Here is a 21494-nt window from a genome sequence, read left to right on the forward strand (position 1 = left end):
CACGGGCAGCCTGCTTAGGCTGGCCCGCGTGGGCCACACCGCGTCCGACGACGCCTCGACACTCGACGAGCTCCGCCGCCGCCTCGAGCCGGCGCTCGCCGGCGAGGCGGTGCTCGACCTCACCGAGGAGTCCGGCGGACGCACCGTCGCGCTCCCGGACGGCACGGCCGTCGTGCTCGCGACGTCGGGGTCGACGTCCGGCACCGGCCACCGGGTGGCACTCAGCGCCGACGCGCTGCTCGCCTCGGCGCGAGCCACGCACGCCCGCCTCGGCGGCCCCGGCACGTGGATCCTCGCGCTCGACCCGCGGCACGTCGCCGGGCTGCAGGTGCTGGTCCGGGGCATCGTGGCGGGGAGCTCCCCGGTGGTGGCCGCGGCGTCGCCGTTCGACCCGCACGCGCTCGCCGCGGCGGCCGACGCCGTCCCGGGCGACGGGCCGCTGTACACGTCGCTCGTGCCCACCCAGCTCGTGCGCGCCCTCGCCGCCGGCCGCGACGTCGTCGACCCGCTGCGGCGCCTCGACGCGATCCTGCTCGGCGGGGCCGCCGCGCCGTCCGACCTCCTGGCCAGGGCGGCCGACGCCGGCCTGCGCGTCGTGACGACGTACGGCATGACCGAGACGTGCGGCGGCTGCGTGTACGACGGCGTCCCGCTCGACGGCGTGGATGTCGCCGTCGATGCGGCCGGGCGCATCTCGATCGGCGGTCCGACGCTCGCGCTCGGCTACGTGGGTGGCGACGACGCGGCGGCCGCGACCCGCTCCTCGTTCTCGGACGGCCGGTTCCGCACGTCCGACCGCGGGGAGTACGCGGACGGCGTCCTCCGGGTCCTCGGACGGGTCGACGACGTCGTGGTCACCGGCGGCGTCAACGTCGACCCCCACGTGGTCGAGGACGCTCTCGCCGGCGACGACGCCGTCGGACACGTCGCCGTCGTCGGCGTTCCCGATCCCGAGTGGGGTGCGGTGCTCGTCGCGTGCGTCGTGCCGGCTCGCGGGCCGGCCGCGACCGGGCCGGCCGCGACCGGGCCGGACGCGGCGGAGCTCCTCGCATCGCTGCGGCGCCGCGCCGCCGCAGCGCTCTCCCCCGCGCACGCCCCGCGGCACGTCGTCGTGCTGGACGTCCTGCCCGAACGCGGGCCGGGGAAGGTCGACCGCCGCGCCCTCGCCGCGCTCGCCGCGGCCCGGCTCGCCGAGGGACGGCGCTAGGGTCGTCCGGGCCGATTGCCACGTCCGGCGCGGCCCACGCACCAGGAGGGACACCCGATGGCCTCTGCCGCCCAGTGGATCGAGGGGGCGCGGCTGCGCACGCTGCCCGCGGCGCTGGCGCCCGTCGCCGTCGGTACCGGTGCGGCAGCGGGGATCGACGGCGCCGACGTCCTCACCGCGCTCCTGTGCGCCGGGGTGGCGCTGGCCCTGCAGGTCGGCGTGAACTACGCCAACGACTACTCCGACGGCGTGCGGGGAACCGACGACGTGCGCGCCGGACCCCTGCGCCTCGTCGGGTCGGGTGCGGCGACGCCGGGCGCCGTGCGGAGCGCCGCGTTCGCCGCGTTCGCCGTCGCCGGGATCTTCGGCCTGGCGATCTGCTGGCGTTCGGGCGCCTGGTGGCTGCTCGCCGTCGGAGCCGTGTGCGTCCTCGCGGCGTGGGGCTACACGGGGGGCCGGTCGCCGTACGGCTACCGGGGCCTCGGCGAGGTGGCCGTGTTCACGTTCTTCGGACTCGTCGCGACTCTCGGCACCACGTACGTCCAGGCGCTCACCATCTCGCTCGCCTCCGTGGCCGGCGCGGTCGGGGTCGGCCTGCTCGCGTGCGCCCTGCTCATGGCGAACAACATCCGCGACATCCCGACGGACACGACGTCCGGGAAGCGGACGCTCGCCGTCCGGCTCGGCGACCCACGCGCCCGCGCGACCTACACGTGGTTCCTCGTGATCGCGTTCGCGATGGTCGTCGTCGCCGCGACGCAGCACCCGTGGGCGCTGCTAGCCCTGGCGACCGTTCCCTGGGCCCTCGTGCTCGTGCGGCGCGTCCGCGGCGGGGCCACCGGCCGCGACCTCATCGTCGTCCTGCGGGACACCGGGCTGCTCGAGCTCGGCTACGGCGTCCTGCTCGGCCTCGGCCTCCTGCTCTGACGGACCGCCCGCCGGCTCGTCCAGTGCCGCGTCCTCCGCGAGCTCGTCGGCGCCGTCGTGCGCGGGTTCGCTCCGCCGCTGCGAACGCGCCGCGAGCTCCTCGGCCGCGGCGTCGCGGGGGGCCTTGAGGAACAGGTAGGAGCCGGCGGCGGCGACGGCGATCGCCGCGATGGCGAGGAGCCAGCTGCGCAGTCCGAGCAGGTAGAGGACGCCGGCCGCCACGGCCAGGATGAGCAGGCGCCAGAGGGTGTAGGTCAGCAGGCGCATCGGCTCAGCCTACGACGGCGTCGCAGCCGGATCCGTCGGGACGTCGAGGTCGCGGGCGAACCCGGCTCTCACACGCCCGAATCGGGCATACGCTCGAGGTGTGGGTCGATATCTGCTGGCACTTCTCCTCATCGGCCTCGTCGTGTTCGCGCTCATCGACTGCATCCGCGCCGCCGACGACACCGAGCGCTACGGCCTGCCCAAGGTCGTGTGGGTGATCGTCATCGTCCTGACGGGACCGCTCGGAGCGATCCTCTGGCTCGTGGTGAGCCGGATGGCCGACGCACGAGCGGCGCGCACCGGCGGCCCGTCGGGCTGGAGCGGGCCCACGAGGGGACGCGCACGGCCCCTCGCCCCGGACGACGACCCGGACTTCCTCGCCGGGCTCCGGCCGGGCACCGCCGCGCCGGAACCGGACCGCGGCGACGACACGCCGTCCCCCGATGCCTCCCCCGGACCAGCCGGACCCGCCGACGGTCCTGCTGACGACGCCGGGAACGGCACCACCCCGGAGAACGACCGGCCGAAGAACGGCGACGAGCGACAGTCCTGACCGCCGGCGCCGCGCGGCGTCAGACGCCCGAGTACGTGTGCAGGCTCGTGAAGAAGAAGTTCACCACGTAGTAGTTGATGAGGATCGACGCGAACCCGGCGAGGGAGAAGTACGCGGCACGGCGCCCCTCCCAGCCACGGGTGCTGCGCGCGTGCAGGTACGCCGCGTAGACGACCCAGACGACGAACGTCCAGACCTCCTTCGCGTCCCAGCCCCAGTACCGACCCCAGGCGTGCTCGGCCCAGATCGCCCCGGCGATCAGCGTGAACGTCCACAGGATGAAGCCGACGGCGTTGAGCCGGTAGGAGAACCGCTCGAGGTCGTCGGCGGACGGGAGCGAGGCGAGCACCCGCCGGGCGACGGTCCCGCCACGGGTCGGCCGCGCCGCGGGGGCCCCCGTGGCGCCGCGAGCCGCCTGGCCACCGCGCCCGGCAGTCGCGTTGCGGCCGGGCCGCCCGTCGACCCGTGCGGAGCTGGTGGTGACCGACGTCGCCCCCGCGAGCGCCACGGCCGGCTCGTCGGCCGCGACGGGTGCTGCCGCCCGTGCCGACGCTCGCGTGTCGGAGACGTCCTTCGCGAGCTGCAGGCCCGACGCCACCGCGGCCAGCGCGAAGACGCCGACCGCCGCAGCGGCGATCGACACGTGGATCACGAGCCAGTAGCTCTGGAGCGCCGGCATGACGCCGTCGGGCGCGACGTACAGCACCGACAGCGCGAGGAACAGCGAGAGCACCGACACCAGGGCCACGAACGTCCCGAGGTAGCGGATGTCGCGACGCCGCTGCACCGCGAGGAAGACGGCGACGGCGACGAACGTCGAGGAGATCGTGAACTCGTACATGTTCGCCCAGGGCACCCGGCCGGCGGCGAGCCCGCGGGTCAGGAGGCCGGCGAGGTGGAAGATCGCCCCGAGCCACATCGTGGCCATCGCGATCCCCGCCGCCTTGCGGGGCCGGGCGTCCTCGACGCCGGACCGCAGGCGGGAGAGGTCGATCGCGAACGCGATCATCGCCACCAGGTACGCCGTCATGGCGCCCGTGATGAGGAGCAGGCTGAGGTCGCCCAGGTCGGTCACGCGTCACCCTCTTCTTCCGAGCCCGACGCCGGCGGCGGCGGGACGTCCAACTTCGCGAGCACCCGGCCGAGCTCGCGCCGCAACCCTGGGTCGTCCCCGCGCGCGAGAGCGGCGGCGCTGACCACTGTATTGCTCGCGTCCACCGCGCTCCCACCCGAGCCCTTCCCGCCGGGCTCGAGGCGCACCCAGATGCGGCGCCGGGGCAGGAACAGGGAGGCGGCCAGGCCGCCGAGCGCGAGGAGCGCGAAGACGAGCACCCACCCGACGGTCGGGTCGTACCGCAGGTCCAGCGCGACGAAGCGCGGCAGCTCCCCGAACGCGATCTCCCCCTGCCCGTCCGGCAGCGTGAGGCTCTCGCCGGGCCGCAGCACCACCCGGTACGGCTGCGACGCGTCGTCGGGGTCCATCACCTGCTCGAGGCCGTCGGTGTCGAGCTGGTACACGTTCTGCGGCACGCCGGCGTCCAGGCCGAGGTCCCCGGTCCACATCTCGAGGACCAGCACCGGATCGTTCGGGTTCGGGTCGGTCGAGACCGCGATCTCGCCGTCCGCGAGCAGCTCGCCCGTCGGCAGGAACCAGCCGTTGAAGCCGAGCTGGTCGAGCCCTTCGCTGACGTCCGGGACCTTCACGACCCCCCGGGAGGCGTAGAACGTGTCCTGCGGGAGGAACGGCACCGGCCCGCTGAACGCGATCTCCCCCGCGCCGTCGGTCACGGTGATCTGCGGCGCGTACCCGTTGCCCTGCAGGTACACGGAGGCGCCGCCGAGGCCGAGCGGGTGGTTGACCTTGATCGTCTCGACGCTGGAGGCGCCGTCCGGGTCCGTGACCGTGACGTGGGCGGTGAAGTCGCGGGCCTGGCCGAGCTCGTCGAACTCGGAGTCGAAGCGGTCGAGCGTGAAGCGGAACGGCTCGAGGCTCTCCGGCGAGAACCAGGCGCCGGCGTCGAACGAGTCGTAGTGCACCTGCGAGTTCGCGAAGCTGCGGCCCTCGACGACGATCGCCTGACCGCGGTAGTGCACGAGCGAGCCGAGGGCCACGCTCACGAGCACCCCGACGAGCGCGAGGTGGAACACGATGTTGCCGGTCTCGCGCGCGTAGCCCCGCTCGGCCGAGATGGCCGTGGCCCCGGTTCGCTCGGTCTCGGTGCGCACGCGGTAGCCCCGCAGGCCGGCGACGACGGCGGCGCTCGCCTTCTCCGGCGACGTCGCCACGACCCCCTCCGCACGCACGGGGAAGCGGGTGAACCGGCGCGGGGCCTTCGGGGGCGGCGTGCGCAGCGCCCGGATGTGCACGGCGGCGCGCGGGATGATGCACCCGATCAACGACACGAACAGCAGCAGGTAGATCGCGGAGAACCAGGGCGACGCGTAGACGTCGAAGAACCCGAACCGGTCGAGCCACGGGTAGGTGCCCGGGTTCTCGACGGCGTAGGCCGAGACCTCCTCCGGCGCCTGAGGGCGCTGCGGGAAGAACGTGCCGGGCAGGGCGGCGACGGCGAGCAGCAGCAGGAGCAGGAGCGCCACCCGCATGGACGTGAGCTGCCGCCACATCCAGCGGAGCCAGCCGACGACGCCGAGGCGCGGGCCTGACGGGCCGCCGCCCGCGCTGCCGCCGTCGCTCTCCAGAACCTCGTCGACGTGGCCCACGGGCCGGTACGACTTCACCTCGGCCATCAGACCACCGTCTCGAATCCGTCGACGAGCCCCTGCAGGTACTGCGACCACTGCATCCACAGACCGGACACGAGGGCGATCCCGAGCAGGATGAGCAGGCCGCCGCCGATCCGCATGATCGCCAGGCGGTGCCGGCGGAGGAAGCCGAGCGCGCCGGCGGAGCGACGGAACGCGAGGGCGATGAGCACGAACGGCAGCCCGAGCCCGAGGCAGTACGCGAGCGCGAGCACCGCGCCGCGCGCCGGCTCACCGGTGGGCAGCGCGAGGATCGTGATGGCGCCGAGGGTCGGCCCGATGCACGGCGCCCAGCCGAGCCCGAACACGACGCCGAGCAGCGGCGCGCCCCAGAGCCCGGCGCGGGGGCTGACGTGCAGACGGCGCTCGCGCTGCAGGAACGGCACGAACCCCATGAACGCGAGGCCGAGCAGGATGACGACGACACCCAGCACGCGCAGCACGACGTCCATCCACGGCTGCACCGACGCCCCGATCTGCACGAAGACGAGGCTCAGGGCGACGAACACGGCGCTGAACCCCGCGACGAACATCAGCACGCCCGCGAGCAGTCGGCCACGGGACGCGGGGCCGACGCCCGAGCTGCCGCGCGTCTGCGCAGCGCCCAGGTCGATCCCGGTCATCCCGCCGACGTATCCGAGGTACCCGGGCACGAGCGGCAGCACGCACGGCGACGCGAACGACACGAAGCCGGCGATGAGGGCGACCGGCAGCGCCGCGAGCAGGGAGCCCGAGAGGATCGTCCGCTCGAACGCCGCCGCCACACCGCCGAGGTCCATCAGGCGGCCTCGGCCAGCACGTCGTCGATGAGGAGGCGCAACGTCGTCGGGTCGGCGATCCCGATGACGCGCGCCGCGGGACGACCCTCGGCGTCGAGCACCACGGTCGTGGGCATCGCGCGCAACGGGACGACGCCCTCGAGCGCGGCGACGACGGCGGCGTCGCGGTCGTCGAGGCTCGGGTACGGCACGTCGAACGTGGTCTGGAACGCGAGCGCCGTGTCGGTGTCGTCGGTGCCGTTCACGCCGAGGAAGCGGACGCCGTCGGCGGCGTAGTCGTCCGAGATCTCGGCCAGGTCCCGCGCCTCGGCGCGGCACGGCGGGCACGCGGCGTACCAGAAGTTGAGGACGACGACGTCGCCGCGCCAGTCGGCGAGGTCGACCGCCTCGCCCTCGAACGTGGTGCCGTCGGCCTCCACGGCCGCCGAGCGCTCGCCCTCCGCCCAGCTGGTGAACGTGCCGTCGCCGGCCTGGTAGCCGGCGTCCGGCACCTCGTCCCCGGCGACCGGTCCGCCGTCGTCGCCGGTGGTGCATCCCGCCAGCAGCGCCGCCGCGGCGAGTGCCGCGACGGCGAGCCGGACCAGCCCCTTACGCACCGGGCACCTGCGCCGTCGCACCGATGAGGTCGGCGGCCGGTTCGGCGTAGTCGTGCGCGACGAGCGTGGCGCCGTCGAACGTCAGCGACGTCACGGACGCGAGGGCGCACTGGCGCGCCCGCAGGTCGTGCCACAGCGGGCGCCCGGCGATGGCGAGCCGCGTGATCCAGATCGGCGACTGGTGCGAGACGAGCACCGCCTCGTGGCCGGCCGCGCGCCGCCGGGCGTCGTCGATCGCCGCGAACATCCGCTGCTTCTGCTCGACGTACGGCTCGCCCCACGAGGGCCGGAACGGGTTGCCCGCGTGGCGCAGCACCTCCCAGCGCAGCACGCCGCGCATGCCCTGCCCGAGCCGCATGCCCTCGAGCCGGTTGCCGGCCTCGATGAGTCGGTCGTCGCTGCGCACGTCGAGCCCGTACTCCGCGGCGATCGGCGCCGCCGTCTCCTGCGCGCGCTGCAGCGGGGAGGAGACGACCGTGACGACGTCGGCGCGCGGGTCCGCGACGAGTCGCTCGGCGACGCGTCGCGCCATCGCCTGCCCACGCTCGGACAGACGGTAGGTGGGAAGGCGGCCGTAGAGCACGCCGTCAGGGTTGTGCACCTCGCCGTGGCGCACGAGATGGACGATCGTCCGGGGCATGGGACCTAGTGTCGCAAACCCGCAGGAGTGCTGTGTCGCGCCGTCGGCGGGCCCGCTGTGCAGGCGGACTCAGACGTAGCCGGTGCCGATCGCGTCCTCGTCCACGCCGCCGGCCCGGGCGACGGCGGCCATCGCCTCGCCGAGCGCCTCCATCTGGTCGGGGGTCACGGCGTCGACGAGCCGGTCCCGCACCGAGGCGACGTGGATCGGCGCCGCGGCGACGAGGCGGTCCCAGCCGGCGGGGGTCATCGTCGCGAAGACGCCGCGCCCGTCGTCGCCGCACCGCGCCCGCTCGACCAGCCCAGCCCGCTCCATCCGCGTGATCGTGTGGGTCATCCGGCTGCGCGAGTGCACGAGCCCGTTCGCGAGCGAGGACATGCGCAGCGTGCGCCCGGGCGCCTCGGACAGACGCACGAGGACCTCGTACTCCGGCATCGACAGGCCGGTGGCGGTCTCCAGATCGTGCGACAGGGCTGCCATGAGATAGGTGGTGCCGGCGATGTACGCCCGCCAGCTGCGCTGCTGGTCGGCGTCGAGCCAGCGCACGTCCTCCTGGTGCGCCGCAGTGTCCGACATCACGTACCTCCGGTGCTCGTGAACCCCTTGCCGGGAATGATGACGCCATGATACTAGTTGAGAGTTCAACTACTTTCTCTGGAGGACCACCCATGAGCACGATCCCCGCCGGCACCTACGCCATCGACACCGCCCACAGCGACGTCGCCTTCACGATCCGGCACGCCGGCATCGCCAAGGTCCGCGGCCGCTTCACCGAGTTCGACGGCACCCTCAACGTCGCCGACGCGCTCGCCGACTCCGGCGTTCAGGTGACCATCGCCGCCAGCAGCGTCGACACCGGGAACGACCAGCGCGACGCGCACCTCAAGAGCTCCGACTTCTTCAGCGTCGAGTCGAACCCCACCTGGTCCTTCGTCTCGAAGGCCGCCTCCGGCTCCGACTCGGAGTTCACCCTCGACGGCGAGCTCACGATCAACGGCGTCACCAAGCCGATCGCGCTGGACGTCGAGTTCAACGGCGCCGCCACCGACGCCTTCGGCGCCGAGCGCGTCGGCTTCTCGGCCACGGGCGAGCTGACCCGCGCCGACTTCGGCATCACGTGGAACGCACCGCTCGAGGCGGGCGGCTTCCTGCTCGGCGACAAGGTCAAGCTGCTGCTCGAGGTCTCGGCCGTCAAGCAGGCCTGAGACGCTCCGCGGGGGCTTCCGAGCCCACCCGTTCATCGACGCTGATGGACGGGTGGCTCGACTCCCCACCGTAGTCGGGGCCCGCGGGTGCGTGTGACGAAGATCATCTCGATCCGGTCACGATCCCGTCACATCGACTGCCGCCGCGACCTTGGCCGGGTCGATGCGCCACTGACCGCGCGGGACGCCGTCGACCAGCACCACCGGCACGAGCTCGCCGTACGCGGCGACCAGGTCGGCGCTCTCATCGACGTCCACCGGCACCCAGCGGATCCCACGGGGTCCGCAGACGCCGGCGAGCACCTCACGGGCCTCGGCGCAGAGATGGCATCCGGTGCGCTCGAGCAGCAGCACGCGCACGTCCGGCGGGGCGGGGACGTCCGGGCTGCCGATGGGGGCGGTCATGCGTCTCACTGTAGGAGCGCCTCGGCACCGAGCGCTCGTATCGGGGATCCGCGTCGACGCGCCCCGTCTCGGTCCGCAAGACCGTCTCCCCGGGCCGACGTCCGCCAGCCACCGCCGTCCAGGAGCCGCCGTTACAGTGGCCGGGTGCAGTCGCGAACGGATCGCCCGGCACCGCGCCCGGCGCCCGTGCCGGCCGCCGACCGACCCGCCGTGGCGTTCTTCGACGTCGACAACACGGTGATCCGCGGTGCGAGCGCCTACCACCTCGCGCGCGAGCTGTACCGCCGGCGCTTCTTCACCGCCTGGGACATCCTGTGGTTCGGGGCCCACGCGTTCGCGTACTTCCTGTTCGGGGAGAACAACGTCCGGATCCAGAAGGTGCGACGGCGCGCGCTGGACATCATCGCCGGCCGCACCGAGGCCGAGATGATCTCGATCGGCGAGGACGTCTACGACCAGGTCCTCGGCAGCCGGGTGTTCCCCGGTGCCCGCGCGCTCATCGGGGCGCACCTGGCCGCCGGTCACGAGGTCTGGCTCGTCACCGCCACGCCCCGCGAGATCGGCGACCTCATCGCCCGGCGTCTCGGCGCCACCGGCGCGGTGGGCACCGTCGCCGAGTCGCGCGACGGGATCTACACCGGGCGACTTGTCGGCGACATGATGCACGGGGAGCACAAGGCGGACGCCGTGCGCGAGATCGCGTCCCGGGCCGGCGTGGAGCTCGAGGACTGCTCCGCATACGGCGACTCCATCAACGACGTCCCCATGCTGTCGATCGTCGGGCACCCGTGCGCCATCAACCCGGACCCGAGGCTCCGGCTGCACTGCGCCGGCACGGGCTGGCCGGTCCGCGACTTCCGCCGCCGGAGGCGCTCGGTGAAGCGCGGTGTCACGACGGCGAGCTGGGCCGGCGCGGCGTGGGCGGCCGCCGTCGTGGCGCGCGCGATCCACCGACGGCTCTTCGGCCGCCGCCCCTGACCCCACCCCCTCCGCGAGAGGAAGTCTGCGCCACCGCGAGAGGATGTCTGCGCCACCGCGGGAGCCGCCCGTAGTCGCCCAGCGCATCGCAAGAGGCCTGTGTGACACACCGCACGGCGTCGGAGCCTGGCAATATCTCAGATCCGGTATAGCGTGGCCCGCATGACGGTGATCGACGACACGCAGACCTCACTCGCCGAGATCGGCGCGCTCATCCGCGGCGCCCGCCAGAACAAGGGCCTCACGCAGGCCCAGCTGGCTGAACGCCTGGGCACCAGTCAGAGCGCGATCGCGCGGATCGAGCAGGGCAGCCAGAACCTCTCGGTCGAGCTCCTCACGCGCATCAACCGCGCGCTCGAGGCCGACCTCCTGTCGATCGGCGGCGCCCGAGCGTCGCACCTGCGCGTGACCGGCGGGCACCAGCTGTCCGGCACGATCACCGTCAAGTCCTCGAAGAACGGCGCGGTCGCGCTGCTGTGCGCGTCGCTCCTCAACTCCGGTCGCACGCGCCTGCGCGGCGTCGCCCGGATCGTCGAGGTGGACCGCATCGTCGACGTCCTGCGCTCGATCGGCGTGGTCGTCACCTGGTCCGCCGACGGGCGCGACCTCGACATCCAGCCGCCGGCCAAGCTCGACCTCACGTCGATCGACACGGACGCCGCGCGCCGCACCCGCAGCATCATCATGTTCCTGGGCCCCCTGCTGAACCGGGAGCAGACGTTCGAGCTCCCCTACGCGGGCGGCTGCGACCTCGGGACGCGCACCGTCGAGCCGCACATGATCGCGCTGCGCCCGTTCGGGCTCGACGTCGTCGCGACTGCCGGCGAGTACCACGCCACCGTCGCCACCGACCGGCCCACCGACCTGCGCGTCGTCCTCACCGAGCGTGGCGACACCGTCACCGAGAACGCGATCATGGCCGCCGCCCGGCACGTCGGGACCACCACGATCCGCAACGCGAGCTCGAACTACATGGTCCAGGACCTGTGCTTCTACCTCGAGCTCCTCGGCGTGCGGATCGAGGGCATCGGGACGACGACGCTCGTGGTCCACGGCTCACCCGACATCCGCGCGGACGTCGAGTACGCCGTCTCCGAGGACCCGGTCGAGGCGATGAGCCTGCTCACCGCCGGCATCGTGACGAACTCGGAGATCACCGTGGCCCGGGTGCCGGTCGAGTTCATGGAGATCGAGCTGGCCACGCTCGCGGAGATGGGCCTGCGCTACGCCCTGTCCCCCGAGTACACCGCCGCCAACGGGCGGACGCGGCTCGTCGACATCACCGTCCAGCCGAGCGAGCTGCACGCCCCGATCGACAAGATCCACCCGATGCCGTTCCCCGGCCTCAACATCGACAACCTGCCGTTCTTCGCCGTCATCGCGGCGTGCGCGAGCGGGACGACCCTCATCCACGACTGGGTCTACGACAACCGGGCGATCCACCTCACGGACCTCACGCGTCTCGGCGCGGACGTCCGCATGCTCGACCCGCACCGCCTCGACGTCACGGGCCCGACGCACTGGTCCGGCGCGGAGATCTCGTGCCCGCCGGCGCTGCGCCCCGCCGTCGTCATCCTGCTCGCGATGCTCGCCGCGAAGGGCACGTCCGTGCTGCGCGGCGTCGACATCATCGCCCGCGGCTACGAGCAGCTGCAGGAGCGCCTCATCGAGCTCGGCGCACAGATCGAGACGTTCCGCGACTGAGGTCCCCATTCCGGGACGACGACGGCGCCCCTCACCTTGGGTGGTGAGGGGCGCCGTCGAGCTCGTACCTCGGCGGCGAGCTCGTACTCCCGGGCATACGAACTCGCCGCGGAGGTACGAGCTCGCGCACGGCCTGCGCGGGTCAGCCGAGGCGGACGACGCTCCACGACACGGGCGGGAGCTCCACGCTCAGGCGGCCCTCGGCGATCGCCGCGCTGCCGTTCGCCTGCGGGAGGACGGAGTCGGCGTCGTCGGCGGTCGCAGCCCACGTGTGGTCGGGGTTCGCCAGCGTGAGCGCCTCGAGGACCGACACGTCTCCGACGCCGCGCAGGTCGACGTCGAGCGTCAGCGGCGCGTCGGTCGAGCGGTTGACGACGAACAGCGTGACGGCGCCGGACTCGGCGTCGTGCGTCGCGACGGCGTCGAGCACGCTGACCTCGCCGAAGCGCGACGTGGAGTACGTCGGGGCGTCCAGCGCGACCTGCAGCACCTGGCCCTTCGCGTGCTGTGCGGTCAGCGCGAACGGGTGGAAGATCGTCTGCCGCCACGAGCGGCCGCCGGGCTCCGTCATGATCGGCGCGATGACGTTGACGAGCTGGGCGAGGCTCGCGGCGTGGACCCGGTCGGTGTGCCGCAGCAGCGACACGAGCAGGTTCCCGACGACGACGGCGTCGGCCACGTTGTAGGTGTCCTCGAGCAGCACCGGCGCCACGGGCCAGTCGTCGCCCGACGGCGGGCGTGACTCGGCGCGCTTCTGGTACCAGACGTTCCACTCGTCGAAGCTGATGTGGATCCGCTTCGTGTGCTTGCCGGCCGCCCGCACGGCGTCCGCCGTCGCCGCGACGGAGTCGATGAAGTGGTCCATGTCGACGGCGGAGGCGAGGAACGAGCCGAGGTCGCCGTCGACCTCGTAGTAGTACGCGTGCGCCGACACGAGGTCGACGTGCTCGTACGACTCGGCCAGCACGGTGTGCTCCCAGGCGCCGAACGTCGGCATCGACGAGCTCGACGAGCCGCAGACGACGAGCTCGAGCTCCGGGTCGATCATCCGCATCGCGCGGGCGGCCTCGGTGGCGACGCGGGCGTACTCCTCGGCCGTCTTGTGGCCGATCTGCCACGGGCCGTCCATCTCGTTGCCCAGGCACCACATCTTGATGCGGTACGGCTCGGGGTGGCCGTTCGCGGCGCGCAGGTCGGCGAAGTGCGTGCCGACCGGCGCGTTGCAGTACTCGAGGACGTCGAGCGCCTCCTGCACGCCGCGCGTGCCGAGGTTGATCGCCATCATCGGCTCGACGTCGGCCTTGGCGCACCACGCCATGAACTCGTCGATGCCGACCCAGTTCGGGTCGCTCGAGTGCCAGGCAAGGTCGAGCCGGACGGGCCGCTTCTCGCGCGGGCCGACGCCGTCCTCCCAGCGGTACCCGGACACGAAGTTGCCGCCGGGGTAGCGCACCGTCGAGACGCCGAGCTCACGCGTGAGGTCGAGGACGTCGCTGCGGAAGCCGTCCGCATCCGCGTCCGGGTGCTCCGGCTCGTAGATGCCGGTGTACACGCAACGTCCGAGGTGCTCGACGAACGAGCCGAACGTGCGGGGGCGGACGGGGCCGACGGCGAACGCCGGGTCGATCGTGAGGGTTCCGCGCAGCAAGGGGTTCTCCGTCTCGTCGTCGAGCCGCTGGGCGACCAGGGCCGTGAGGGGTGCTGGACTGCCCGGGTGCGCACAGCGTACGACCGCCCGGGTTCTACATCGATGTAACCGTGGCAGGACGGGCGGTCGTCGTCAAATCGATTCGAGGGTTCGAGTCTCCGGGGTGACGGAGCCACGATGGGACCACCGTGTCGTGGGTCCCCTCAACACCCGGGTTCGAGGGACCAACCACACGGTCGACCGAGCGGGACCCGACAGCGCCCAGGCGGCGGAGACGACTCAGGCCCGGCACATGGCCGGGCCTGGACGTGGAGAGCGCCACCACGCGCACGCCTCGAACGGGCGTGCGCGGTGGCTCACTTCTTGTTGCGACGCTGGTGGCGCGTCTTGCGCAGCAGCTTGCGGTGCTTCTTCTTCGCCATGCGCTTACGGCGCTTCTTGATGACGGAGCCCACGGGACCTCACTCGAGTCGGAATCGGCGACGGGATGACCCGCACGCTACGAGCCGCGGGACAACGATCGCGGTCGATTCTACTCGCCCTCGGCGTGCCGGCGGTCCGCGAGCGGTGCCAGACCGTCGGAGACGAGCGCGTCGACGGCGGCCGCCGGCACGCGATAGGACTTGCCGACGCGGATCGCGGGCAGGTCGCCGGCCTGCACCATGCGGTACACGGTCATGCGGGAGACACGGACCAGCTCCGCCACCTCGGCGACGGTGAGGAAGCGCGGGGCCTCGTCGACTGTCGGCTCCTCAGCCATGCTCACCTCCTGCGCGCCGGTGCGTCCCACCGGCGGCGTGGAGCAGCCTGCCGGATACCAGGGAAGAACCTTACGGCCCCAAGGCATCGCGCGGGAAGTCGGCCGCCCGGCGCGGCGCCGATGACCGGGGTCGCGCCCGCCGCCCGGGCCTGGCGGCTGCGATGATGGTCGGCATGCTCGTCGCGTTCTCCGTCGCCCCGCTCGGCTCGGGCGAGTCCGTGTCCGACGCCGTCGCGGACGCCGTGCGCATCGTGCGTGCGTCCGGCCTCCCCAACCGCACCTCCGCGATGTTCACCGAGATCGAGGGCGAGTGGGACGAGGTGATGGACGTCGTGCGGCGGGCGACCGACGCCGTCGTCGCGCACGGCCACCGCGTGTCGCTCGTGCTGAAGGCCGACATCCGGCCCGGCCACAGCGGTGAGATCGACGGCAAGGTCGCACGGCTCGAGGAGCGCCTGGCCGACTGAGCGCCTCGAGCCGCCAGGGTGCGCCGATACAGTGCCTCGATGCCCGCCATCGCCTGCTACGGCCCGCTCGGCGCTGGACACATCAACCCGACGCTCGGCATCGTCACGGAGCTGGTCCGTCGTGGTCACGACGTGACGTACTACGCTCCTCGGCCGTTCGGCGAGCGGATCACGGAGACGGGCGCCCGGTTCGTCCCGGTGACGTCGACCTGGGAGAGCATGGGCCGGGACACGCTCCCGCAGATGCACGGCGCCGAGCTCGTCCGAGCGATGGGTCTGCTGCTCGACGAGACGCGGGCGCTCGTGCCGACACTGGTCGACGCGAAGGTGCCGGACGTCGTGCTCCACGACGGCACTCTCGCCTGGTGGGGCAGGATCCTCGCCCATCGTTGGGGCGTGCCCGCGATCGAGACCTGGCCGAACCTGGTCAGCAACGGGCACTGGTCGATGAATGCGTACGCCCGGATCAACCCGCTGAGTCCGCGATTCCTGCGGATGGTCCTCCGCATCGGCCGGTACCTCCGCACCCAGGGCATCAAGGACGTCGGCGGGTTCCTGCAGGGCACCCGTGCCGACCTCCGCATCGTCACGATCCCGCGCGCGTTCCAGTACGCGGGCGACACCTTCACCGACGGGTACGCCTTCGTCGGACCCGGCCTGACGGAACGTCGGTTCCAGGCCGCCTGGTCACCACCCGCCGGAGACCCGGCCGTCCTGCTCGTCTCGCTCGGCACCGCGTACAACGACCGCCCGGACTTCTTCCGGATGGTCGCCGAGTCCGCGCGCGGCAGGCCGTGGCACGTCGTGCTGGCCGTGGGCGACCTCGTGGAACCCGAGTCGATCGGCCCGGTCCCGCCGAACGTCGAGGTCCACGCGCAGGCGCCCCAGCTCGCCGTGCTGGAGCACGCGAGCGCCTTCGTCACCCACGCCGGGATGGGCAGCACGATGGAGGGGCTGGCCTTCGGCGTCCCGCTGATCGCTCTCCCGCAGATGGCCGAGCAGCGCGCCAACGCCGACCGGATCGCCGAGCTGGGCCTCGGGCGACGTCTCGATCCTGACGCCGTGACCGCCGAGGAGCTCTGGCGCGCGGTGGACGACGTCGCAGCGGACCCGGGCGTCCGCGACCGCCTGGCCTGGATGCGCGGCGAGATCGAAGCGGCGGGCGGCGCGGCCGCGGCCGCCGACGCCGTCGAGCGAGTTCTGGACCGGTAGCCCGGCCACGGTCTCGGCACCGTGCCGGCGCTCGCCGCCGGTCAGAGCGCGGCCGGCAGCCCCAGCGACGCGAAGTGCTCGACGCCGATGAACGACGTGATGCCGGCGATCCGGTCGCCGCTCAGCGTGAGGACGTTGATCGACCAGGCGTCGTGCGGGCCGTCGGCGTCGTCGCGGCTCAGGTACGACGCCACGGCCGGCTGCCCGTTGGCACGCGTCACCCGGTGTCGCCAGAACCCGCACCGCGTCATCGGCACGCGTCGGGCGAAGTCCAGCACGCGATCGCGCCCGGAGTACCAGTGCGGCAGCGGCGGCATCGACCACGTGACGTCCTCGGTGAGGAGCGCCGCGAGCGCCGCCGTGTCGCCGCGCTCGAACGCACCGGCGTAGTCGGTGACGACGGCGCGGAGCTCGGCGTCGTCGATGGTGCGCAGCACCTGCGCCTGCGAACGCGGCGGCACGCGATCCGCCACCGTGCGGCGCGCACGCTGGAGCGCGCTGGTGACGGACGCCGTCGTCGTGTCCATCAGCTCGGCGATCTCGGCAGCGGAGAAGCCCAGCACGTCGAACAGCAGCAGCGCCGCCCGCTGGTTGCCGGGCAGGTGCTGGCACGCGGCGACGAACGCGAGCTCGACGGCCTCCCGCTGCTCGTACCGGGCAGCCGGTTCCCGGCTCCCGGTCACGTCCGGATACGGCGTGAGCCATGGGACGTCGTCGCGCGGGACGTCGTCGAGCACCGTGTGGTCGCTCGCCGGCCCGAGGTCCATCGGCAGCGCGCGACGACGGCGCCCGGCCACGGCGTCCAGGCACGTGCGCGTCGTCACCGAGTACAGCCACGACCGCAACGAGCTGCGACCCTCGAACCGCGACAGGTGGCGCCACGCCCGCACCATGCCCTCCTGGAGCGCGTCGTCGGCGTCGTGCGCGGACCCGAGCATCCGGTAGCAGTGCGCGTGCAGCTCCCGTCGCAGCGGCGCGACGAGGCGGGTGAAGGCGTCGTCGTCCCCGGCGCGCGCGAGCGCGAGGTCGTCGGTGGCCGAGGAAACGTCCGTCACAACCGATGATTCTGCCCGACGGCGTCGGTCCTACCTGGTGACAGCATCGAACCGAGGAGGAACCCATGACCGAGGCACGGACGACCCAGCCCGTCGCGAGCGACACGCTGCGCACTCCCGACGGCACCCTGTACTACGAGTCGCGCGGCTCCGGCCCGCTCGTGGCCCTCGTCGGCGCGCCGATGGACGCCGCCGCGTTCGCCCCGCTCGCCGACCTGCTGGCAGCCGATCACACGGTGCTCACCACGGACCCCCGCGGCGTCGGCCGCAGCGTCCTCGACGACCCCGGGCAGGACTCCACACCGGCGCTGCGCGCGGCGGACCTGGCCCGGCTCGTCGAGCATCTGGACGCCGGACCGGCCGCGGTCCTCGGGTCCAGCGGAGGGGCCGTGACGGCGCTCGCGCTCGTGGAGTCCCGGCCGGACCTCGTGACGGCGGCGATCGCCCACGAACCGCCGCTGGTCGAGCTCCTCCCCGACCGCGACGAGCTCCACGCCGGCACCCGCGAGCTCATCGCCACGTACGCGTCCGGCGACGTGCCAGGAGCATGGGGCCAGTTCCTGCGTCAGGCGAACATCTACATGCCCGACGAGCTCGTGGCGGAGATCTTCGCCGGCGAGCGCTCGGCGCAGACGGTGTCCGACCAGGACCACTGGTTCCACCACGAGCTGCTGGGGACGACGGCGTGGCGTCCCGACCTCGACGTGCTGCGCTCGGCCGCGACCCGGATCGTCATCGGGATCGGCGCCGACTCCGCCGGTCAGCTGTGCGACCGGGCGTCGCGAGCCCTGGGCTCGGAGCTCGGGCTGGAGCCGACGATCTTCCCGGGCGACCACACGGGCTTCGTGGACGACCCGGCGGCGTTCGCCGAGCGGCTGCGCGGCGTCCTGGCTGCGTGAGGCTCAGAGCATCGGGTCGAGGCCGTGCGCCGGGAACACGGCGTTCCTCGTGGCGAGGACGACGCGGTCGACCGGGTCGTCGGGGTCGAAACCACGGCTCCACGGCACGTACTCGCCGCCGCCCTCACCGAGCGTCTCCGGCGCCGGCACCCGGCACAGCCGGGCGACCGTCTCGCGCCAGAGCGCCGGAGTGGGGGCGGCCGGGTCGACGCCGACGCCCGCGCTGACAGCGGTCAGCGCCGCCCACGCCCGGGGCACCACCTCGACGACGGTGTAGCCGCCCCCGCCCGCGGCGAGCCAGCGGTCCTCCGCGCACTCGGCCGCGAGCCCCGCGACCAGCTCCGCCGCCGCGCGCTGGTGGTCGAGGGAGATCCGGAGGTTCGTCAACGGGTCGGAGCCGTGGCAGTCTGCGCCGTGCTGGCTGACGATCACGTCGGGCTCGAACGCCCGCACGAGCGGCGGGACGACCGCCTCGACGGCGCGCAGCCACGCCGGCCCGCGCGTGCCGGCCGGGAGCGGGATGTTGACGGCCGTGCCCTCGGCGCCGGCACCGCCCGTGTCGGTCGCGTAGCCCGTCCCGGGGAAGAGGGTCCGTCCGCTCTCGTGCACCGACACGGTCAGCACCCGCGGGTCGTCCCAGAACGCGCGCTCGACGCCGTCGCCGTGGTGCGCGTCGAGGTCGACGTACGCGACCCGGCGGGCGCCGGCGTCGAGCAGCCAGCGGATCGCGATCGCGAGGTCGTTGTACACGCAGAACCCCGCCGCGGCGCCGGGCATCGCGTGGTGCATGCCACCCGCGACGCTGACGGCGTGCGTCACCGGCGTCGTCCACACCGAGCGCGCGGCCGCCACCGACGCACCAACGATCCGCGCCGACGCCGAGTGGATCTCCCCGAAGATCGGTGTGTCGGTGGTCCCGAGCCCCCGCGCCGGGTCGGGGACGCCTGACTCGGCCGCCCGGACCGCGGCGATGTACTCGCGGTCGTGGACGGTGGCGAGGAGGTCGTCGTCGACGTCCGCCACGTCGATGACATCGACGACGGCGCCCGGGCCGTCGGTCAGGCCGAGCCGGTCCACGAGGTCCTTCGTCAGCGTGAGGCGCACGGGCGCCATCGGGTGCGCGGGGCCGAAGTCGTAACGGGGCAGGTCCTCGGACCACGCGAACCGTGAACGCGGCGTGCTCGCGGGAGCGGACCGGATCTCGGGCTCGGTCCCGGGCTCGAGGGCTGGCGCAGGCATGGGGTCCAACCTAACTCGCGTGGTGGGCCGCGCCGACGGGCCAGCCGTGCCACAGTAGGCCGGGCCGCCGCCGGGTGGCCCGCGACGACGGAGAGCAGACGTGGAGGGCAGGCGTGGAGGTCCCGGCCGTGCTGCAGGCCGCGCGCGACACCGTCGACCGTGTCGCCCGCCGCTCCCCCGCCAGGCTGGCGCTCGCGACGTTCGCGTCGGTCGTCGCCATCGCGACGGCGCTGCTCTCGCTGCCCGCGGCGACGACGACGGGCGAGCGTGCCCCGTTCGCCGACGCCGTGTTCACGGCGACGTCCGCCGTCTGCGTCACCGGTCTGGTGTCGGTGGACACGGCCACGTTCTGGTCGCCGTTCGGGCAGGTCGTCATCATGATCGCCATCCAGATCGGCGGGCTGGGCGTGATGACGCTCGCGTCGATCCTCGGCCTGGCGGTCTCGCGGCGGATCGGTCTCACGCAGCGGCTCCTCACGGCGTCGGAGACGAAGACGACGCGGCTCGGCGAGGTCGGCAGCCTCATCAGGGCCGTCATCGCCGCCTCGCTGACGCTCGAGATCCTGCTGGCCCTCGTGCTCGTGCCCCGGTTCCTGACGCTCGGCGAGGAGCTCGGGCAGGCGATGTGGCACGGCTCGTTCCTCGCGGTGTCGACGTTCAACAACGCCGGGTTCGTCATCATCGAGGGCGGCATGTCGCCGTACGTCGGCGACTGGTGGATGTGCCTGCCGATCATCGTCGGGACGTTCATCGGCGCCGTCGGCTTCCCCGTGATCCTCAACGTCGCGCAGGCCTGGCGGCGCCCCCGCCGGTTCACGCTGCACACGAAGCTGACGCTGACGACGCACGCCGCCCTCGCCGCCACCTCCGTGCTCATCATCGGCGGGTTCGAGTGGTTCAACGACCGCACGTTCGGTGGGCTGCCGGTCGCCGACCGCATCCTGGCGTCGCTGTTCGCGGGCATCATGCCCCGGTCCAGCGGGTTCTCGACGGTCGACGTCGGCGAGATGCGCGAGGCGACGTGGTTCATGACCGACGCGCTGATGTTCGTCGGCGGCGGCAGCGCGTCGACGGCGGGCGGCATCAAGGTCTCGACGCTCGCCGTCATGCTCCTCGCGATCGTGGCCGAGGCCCGTGGTGATCGCGACGTCGAGGCGTTCGGACGCCGGATCGACCGAGCGACCCTTCGCCTCGCCGTCGCCGTCTCGTTCATCGGCGCGACCCTCGTCGGCATCGCGACGCTGGCGCTGTTGACGATCACCGACCTCCCGCTCGATGTCATCCTCTTCGAGGTGATCTCGGCGTTCGCCACGTGCGGGCTGTCGACGGGCATCACGCCGACCCTGCCCGACTCCGCCCACTACGTGCTGAGCGCGTTGATGTTCGCCGGACGCACCGGCACCATGACACTCGCGGCCGCACTGGCGCTGCGCAGCAGGCGCAGGGTCATCCGGCTGCCCGACGAGAGGCCGATCATTGGCTGAGCCCAGCCCCACTCCCCGCGAGAAGCGCAGCGCGGCCGACGAACGCTCGATCCTCGTCATCGGGCTGGGCCGGTTCGGATCCGCGCTGGCCGTCACGCTCGAGACGCTCGACCGCACCGTCCTCGGCGTCGAGAAGGATCCCGACCTCATCCAGGCGTGGTCCGGCCGCCTCCCGCTCGTCGAGGCGGACGCCACCAACCCCGAGGCGCTCGAGCAGCTGGGGGCGCGGGACTTCGGCACCGTCGTCGTCGGCGTCGGCACGGAGCTCGAGGCGAGCGTCCTCATCACGGGCAACCTCGTCGACATCGGCACACCCCAGATCTGGGCGAAGGCCGTGTCCGCGGAGCACGGCCGCATCCTGCGCCGGATCGGAGCGCACCACGTCGTGTACCCGGAGTACGACGCCGGGCAACGTGTGGCTCACCTCGTCTCCGGCAAGATGCTCGACTACATCGAGATGGAGGACGGCTTCACCATCGTCAAGATGCGGCCGCCGCGCGAGATCCAGGGGTTCACCGTCGGCCAGTCGCAGGTGCGCAAGAAGTACGGCGTGACGATCATCGGCGTGAAGACGCCGGGCCACCCGTTCGAGTACGCCACCGACGAGACCCGGATCGACGCCGAGGACCTCGTCATCGTGTCCGGGGACACCACGCTGCTGGAGCGGTTCGCGGCGCGGCCCTGAGGCCGAACCTGGCCGCACCGG

At 73.0% G+C, this 21494-nt stretch carries 23 protein-coding genes and 1 pseudogene; 11 read left to right on the plus strand and 13 right to left on the minus strand.

Going from position 1 to position 21494, the window contains the following annotated elements; all coding sequences use genetic code 11:
* Positions 1–28: 28 nt before the first annotated feature.
* Both BCAV_RS16365 and BCAV_RS16370 read left to right on the plus strand, forming a co-directional pair.
* Positions 29–1207, plus strand: coding sequence for an AMP-binding protein (locus BCAV_RS16365; RefSeq protein WP_015883729.1), 1179 nt, complete (start codon positions 29–31; stop codon positions 1205–1207).
* A gap of 57 nt (positions 1208–1264) precedes the next feature.
* Positions 1265–2134, plus strand: coding sequence for a 1,4-dihydroxy-2-naphthoate polyprenyltransferase (locus BCAV_RS16370; protein ID WP_015883730.1), 870 nt, complete (start codon positions 1265–1267; stop codon positions 2132–2134).
* 84 nt (positions 2135–2218) lie between these two features.
* Here the strand turns inward: BCAV_RS16370 and BCAV_RS23450 are convergent.
* A pseudogene (locus BCAV_RS23450) lies at positions 2219–2401 on the minus strand (DUF4229 domain-containing protein); the annotation flags it as partial.
* Positions 2402–2501: 100 nt separating this feature from the next.
* Here BCAV_RS23450 and BCAV_RS21745 point away from each other — a divergent pair.
* Positions 2502–2954, plus strand: coding sequence for a PLD nuclease N-terminal domain-containing protein (locus BCAV_RS21745; protein ID WP_015883731.1), 453 nt, complete (start codon positions 2502–2504; stop codon positions 2952–2954).
* Positions 2955–2973: 19 nt separating this feature from the next.
* Here BCAV_RS21745 and ccsB read toward each other — a convergent pair whose 3' ends face one another.
* The 6 genes from ccsB to BCAV_RS16405 all read right to left on the minus strand — a co-directional run bounded on the left by ccsB (position 2974) and on the right by BCAV_RS16405 (position 8308).
* A complete protein-coding gene (gene ccsB, locus BCAV_RS16380) occupies positions 2974–4029 on the minus strand; it encodes a c-type cytochrome biogenesis protein CcsB (protein WP_015883732.1) in 1056 nt (351 codons plus the stop codon).
* A complete protein-coding gene (gene resB / locus BCAV_RS16385) occupies positions 4026–5702 on the minus strand; it encodes a cytochrome c biogenesis protein ResB (protein ID WP_015883733.1) in 1677 nt (558 codons plus the stop codon). The genes ccsB and resB overlap by 4 nt, the downstream gene beginning before the upstream one ends.
* Entirely contained in the window at positions 5702–6496 is a 795-nt protein-coding gene (locus BCAV_RS16390; protein WP_015883734.1) for a cytochrome c biogenesis CcdA family protein, read from the minus strand. The genes resB and BCAV_RS16390 overlap by 1 nt, the downstream gene beginning before the upstream one ends.
* Complete coding sequence (locus BCAV_RS16395; protein ID WP_015883735.1) at positions 6496–7092, minus strand: TlpA family protein disulfide reductase; 597 nt, start codon at positions 7090–7092, stop codon at positions 6496–6498. Before BCAV_RS16395 ends, BCAV_RS16390 begins: the two co-directional genes overlap by 1 nt.
* Complete coding sequence (locus BCAV_RS16400) at positions 7085–7732, minus strand: histidine phosphatase family protein (RefSeq protein ID WP_015883736.1); 648 nt, start codon at positions 7730–7732, stop codon at positions 7085–7087. Before BCAV_RS16400 ends, BCAV_RS16395 begins: the two co-directional genes overlap by 8 nt.
* Positions 7733–7801: 69 nt before the next feature.
* Positions 7802–8308: a MarR family winged helix-turn-helix transcriptional regulator gene (locus tag BCAV_RS16405; protein WP_015883737.1), complete on the minus strand. Its 507-nt coding sequence runs from the start codon at positions 8306–8308 to the stop codon at positions 7802–7804.
* A 92-nt stretch (positions 8309–8400) separates the two neighbouring features.
* On the opposite strand from BCAV_RS16405, the gene BCAV_RS16410 reads away from it, so the two are divergent.
* Positions 8401–8937, plus strand: coding sequence for a YceI family protein (locus BCAV_RS16410; RefSeq protein ID WP_015883738.1), 537 nt, complete (start codon positions 8401–8403; stop codon positions 8935–8937).
* A 117-nt stretch (positions 8938–9054) separates the two neighbouring features.
* Here BCAV_RS16410 and BCAV_RS16415 read toward each other — a convergent pair whose 3' ends face one another.
* Positions 9055–9342: a glutaredoxin family protein gene (locus BCAV_RS16415; RefSeq protein WP_043347390.1), complete on the minus strand. Its 288-nt coding sequence runs from the start codon at positions 9340–9342 to the stop codon at positions 9055–9057.
* 144 nt (positions 9343–9486) lie between these two features.
* On the opposite strand from BCAV_RS16415, the gene BCAV_RS16420 reads away from it, so the two are divergent.
* A complete protein-coding gene (locus BCAV_RS16420; RefSeq protein WP_144016804.1) occupies positions 9487–10320 on the plus strand; it encodes an HAD family hydrolase in 834 nt (277 codons plus the stop codon).
* Positions 10321–10482: 162 nt separating this feature from the next.
* Positions 10483–12024: a UDP-N-acetylglucosamine 1-carboxyvinyltransferase gene (locus BCAV_RS16425; protein WP_015883741.1), complete on the plus strand. Its 1542-nt coding sequence runs from the start codon at positions 10483–10485 to the stop codon at positions 12022–12024.
* Positions 12025–12166: 142 nt separating this feature from the next.
* Here the strand turns inward: BCAV_RS16425 and arfA are convergent, their stop codons facing one another.
* The 3 genes from arfA to BCAV_RS16435 form a co-directional block, all read right to left on the minus strand.
* Positions 12167–13672 carry an arabinosylfuranosidase ArfA gene (gene arfA, locus BCAV_RS16430; protein ID WP_015883742.1) on the minus strand — a complete coding sequence of 502 codons (1506 nt, stop codon included), beginning with the start codon at positions 13670–13672 and terminating at the stop codon, positions 12167–12169.
* Between the two features lie 356 nt (positions 13673–14028).
* Complete coding sequence (locus BCAV_RS22315; RefSeq protein ID WP_003792170.1) at positions 14029–14127, minus strand: 30S ribosomal protein bS22; 99 nt, start codon at positions 14125–14127, stop codon at positions 14029–14031.
* 77 nt (positions 14128–14204) lie between these two features.
* Positions 14205–14432 (minus strand): helix-turn-helix domain-containing protein, encoded by a 228-nt coding sequence (locus BCAV_RS16435; protein ID WP_015883743.1) that lies wholly within the window; start codon positions 14430–14432, stop codon positions 14205–14207.
* Between the two features lie 173 nt (positions 14433–14605).
* On the opposite strand from BCAV_RS16435, the gene BCAV_RS16440 reads away from it, so the two are divergent.
* Entirely contained in the window at positions 14606–14899 is a 294-nt protein-coding gene (locus tag BCAV_RS16440; RefSeq protein WP_043347394.1) for an MTH1187 family thiamine-binding protein, read from the plus strand.
* Between the two features lie 39 nt (positions 14900–14938).
* Positions 14939–16111 (plus strand): macrolide family glycosyltransferase, encoded by a 1173-nt coding sequence (locus BCAV_RS16445; RefSeq protein WP_015883745.1) that lies wholly within the window; start codon positions 14939–14941, stop codon positions 16109–16111.
* A gap of 41 nt (positions 16112–16152) precedes the next feature.
* On the opposite strand, the gene BCAV_RS16450 is transcribed toward BCAV_RS16445, so the two are convergent.
* Complete coding sequence (locus BCAV_RS16450; RefSeq protein ID WP_015883746.1) at positions 16153–17166, minus strand: sigma-70 family RNA polymerase sigma factor; 1014 nt, start codon at positions 17164–17166, stop codon at positions 16153–16155.
* 65 nt (positions 17167–17231) lie between these two features.
* On the opposite strand from BCAV_RS16450, the gene BCAV_RS16455 reads away from it, so the two are divergent.
* Positions 17232–18065 (plus strand): alpha/beta fold hydrolase, encoded by an 834-nt coding sequence (locus tag BCAV_RS16455; protein WP_015883747.1) that lies wholly within the window; start codon positions 17232–17234, stop codon positions 18063–18065.
* A gap of 3 nt (positions 18066–18068) precedes the next feature.
* Here BCAV_RS16455 and BCAV_RS16460 read toward each other — a convergent pair whose 3' ends face one another.
* Positions 18069–19304, minus strand: coding sequence for an acetoin utilization protein AcuC (locus BCAV_RS16460; protein WP_015883748.1), 1236 nt, complete (start codon positions 19302–19304; stop codon positions 18069–18071).
* 113 nt (positions 19305–19417) lie between these two features.
* On the opposite strand from BCAV_RS16460, the gene BCAV_RS16465 reads away from it, so the two are divergent.
* Entirely contained in the window at positions 19418–20788 is a 1371-nt protein-coding gene (locus BCAV_RS16465; protein ID WP_015883749.1) for a TrkH family potassium uptake protein, read from the plus strand.
* A complete protein-coding gene (locus BCAV_RS16470) occupies positions 20781–21473 on the plus strand; it encodes a potassium channel family protein (RefSeq protein WP_015883750.1) in 693 nt (230 codons plus the stop codon). The genes BCAV_RS16465 and BCAV_RS16470 overlap by 8 nt, the downstream gene beginning before the upstream one ends.
* The last annotated feature ends 21 nt before the right edge of the window (positions 21474–21494 follow it).

The organism is Beutenbergia cavernae DSM 12333 (genome assembly GCF_000023105.1).
GTDB classification, from domain to species: domain Bacteria; phylum Actinomycetota; class Actinomycetes; order Actinomycetales; family Beutenbergiaceae; genus Beutenbergia; species Beutenbergia cavernae.

What these genes read in the sequence shown, in the direction of transcription:
- BCAV_RS16405 (WP_015883737.1), bottom strand. Translation starts at nt 8,308, where the DNA reads ATGTCGGACACTGCGGCGCACCAGGAGGACGTGCGCTGGCTCGACGCC.
- resB (WP_015883733.1), bottom strand. Translation starts at nt 5,702, where the DNA reads ATGGCCGAGGTGAAGTCGTACCGGCCCGTGGGCCACGTCGACGAGGTT.
- BCAV_RS16390 (WP_015883734.1), bottom strand. Translation starts at nt 6,496, where the DNA reads ATGGACCTCGGCGGTGTGGCGGCGGCGTTCGAGCGGACGATCCTCTCG.
- BCAV_RS16435 (WP_015883743.1), bottom strand. Translation starts at nt 14,432, where the DNA reads ATGGCTGAGGAGCCGACAGTCGACGAGGCCCCGCGCTTCCTCACCGTC.
- BCAV_RS16370 (WP_015883730.1), top strand. Translation starts at nt 1,265, where the DNA reads ATGGCCTCTGCCGCCCAGTGGATCGAGGGGGCGCGGCTGCGCACGCTG.
- BCAV_RS16425 (WP_015883741.1), top strand. Translation starts at nt 10,483, where the DNA reads ATGACGGTGATCGACGACACGCAGACCTCACTCGCCGAGATCGGCGCG.
- BCAV_RS16415 (WP_043347390.1), bottom strand. Translation starts at nt 9,342, where the DNA reads ATGACCGCCCCCATCGGCAGCCCGGACGTCCCCGCCCCGCCGGACGTG.
- BCAV_RS16445 (WP_015883745.1), top strand. Translation starts at nt 14,939, where the DNA reads ATGCCCGCCATCGCCTGCTACGGCCCGCTCGGCGCTGGACACATCAAC.
- BCAV_RS16455 (WP_015883747.1), top strand. Translation starts at nt 17,232, where the DNA reads ATGACCGAGGCACGGACGACCCAGCCCGTCGCGAGCGACACGCTGCGC.
- BCAV_RS16400 (WP_015883736.1), bottom strand. Translation starts at nt 7,732, where the DNA reads ATGCCCCGGACGATCGTCCATCTCGTGCGCCACGGCGAGGTGCACAAC.
- BCAV_RS16440 (WP_043347394.1), top strand. Translation starts at nt 14,606, where the DNA reads ATGCTCGTCGCGTTCTCCGTCGCCCCGCTCGGCTCGGGCGAGTCCGTG.
- BCAV_RS16460 (WP_015883748.1), bottom strand. Translation starts at nt 19,304, where the DNA reads ATGCCTGCGCCAGCCCTCGAGCCCGGGACCGAGCCCGAGATCCGGTCC.
- BCAV_RS16410 (WP_015883738.1), top strand. Translation starts at nt 8,401, where the DNA reads ATGAGCACGATCCCCGCCGGCACCTACGCCATCGACACCGCCCACAGC.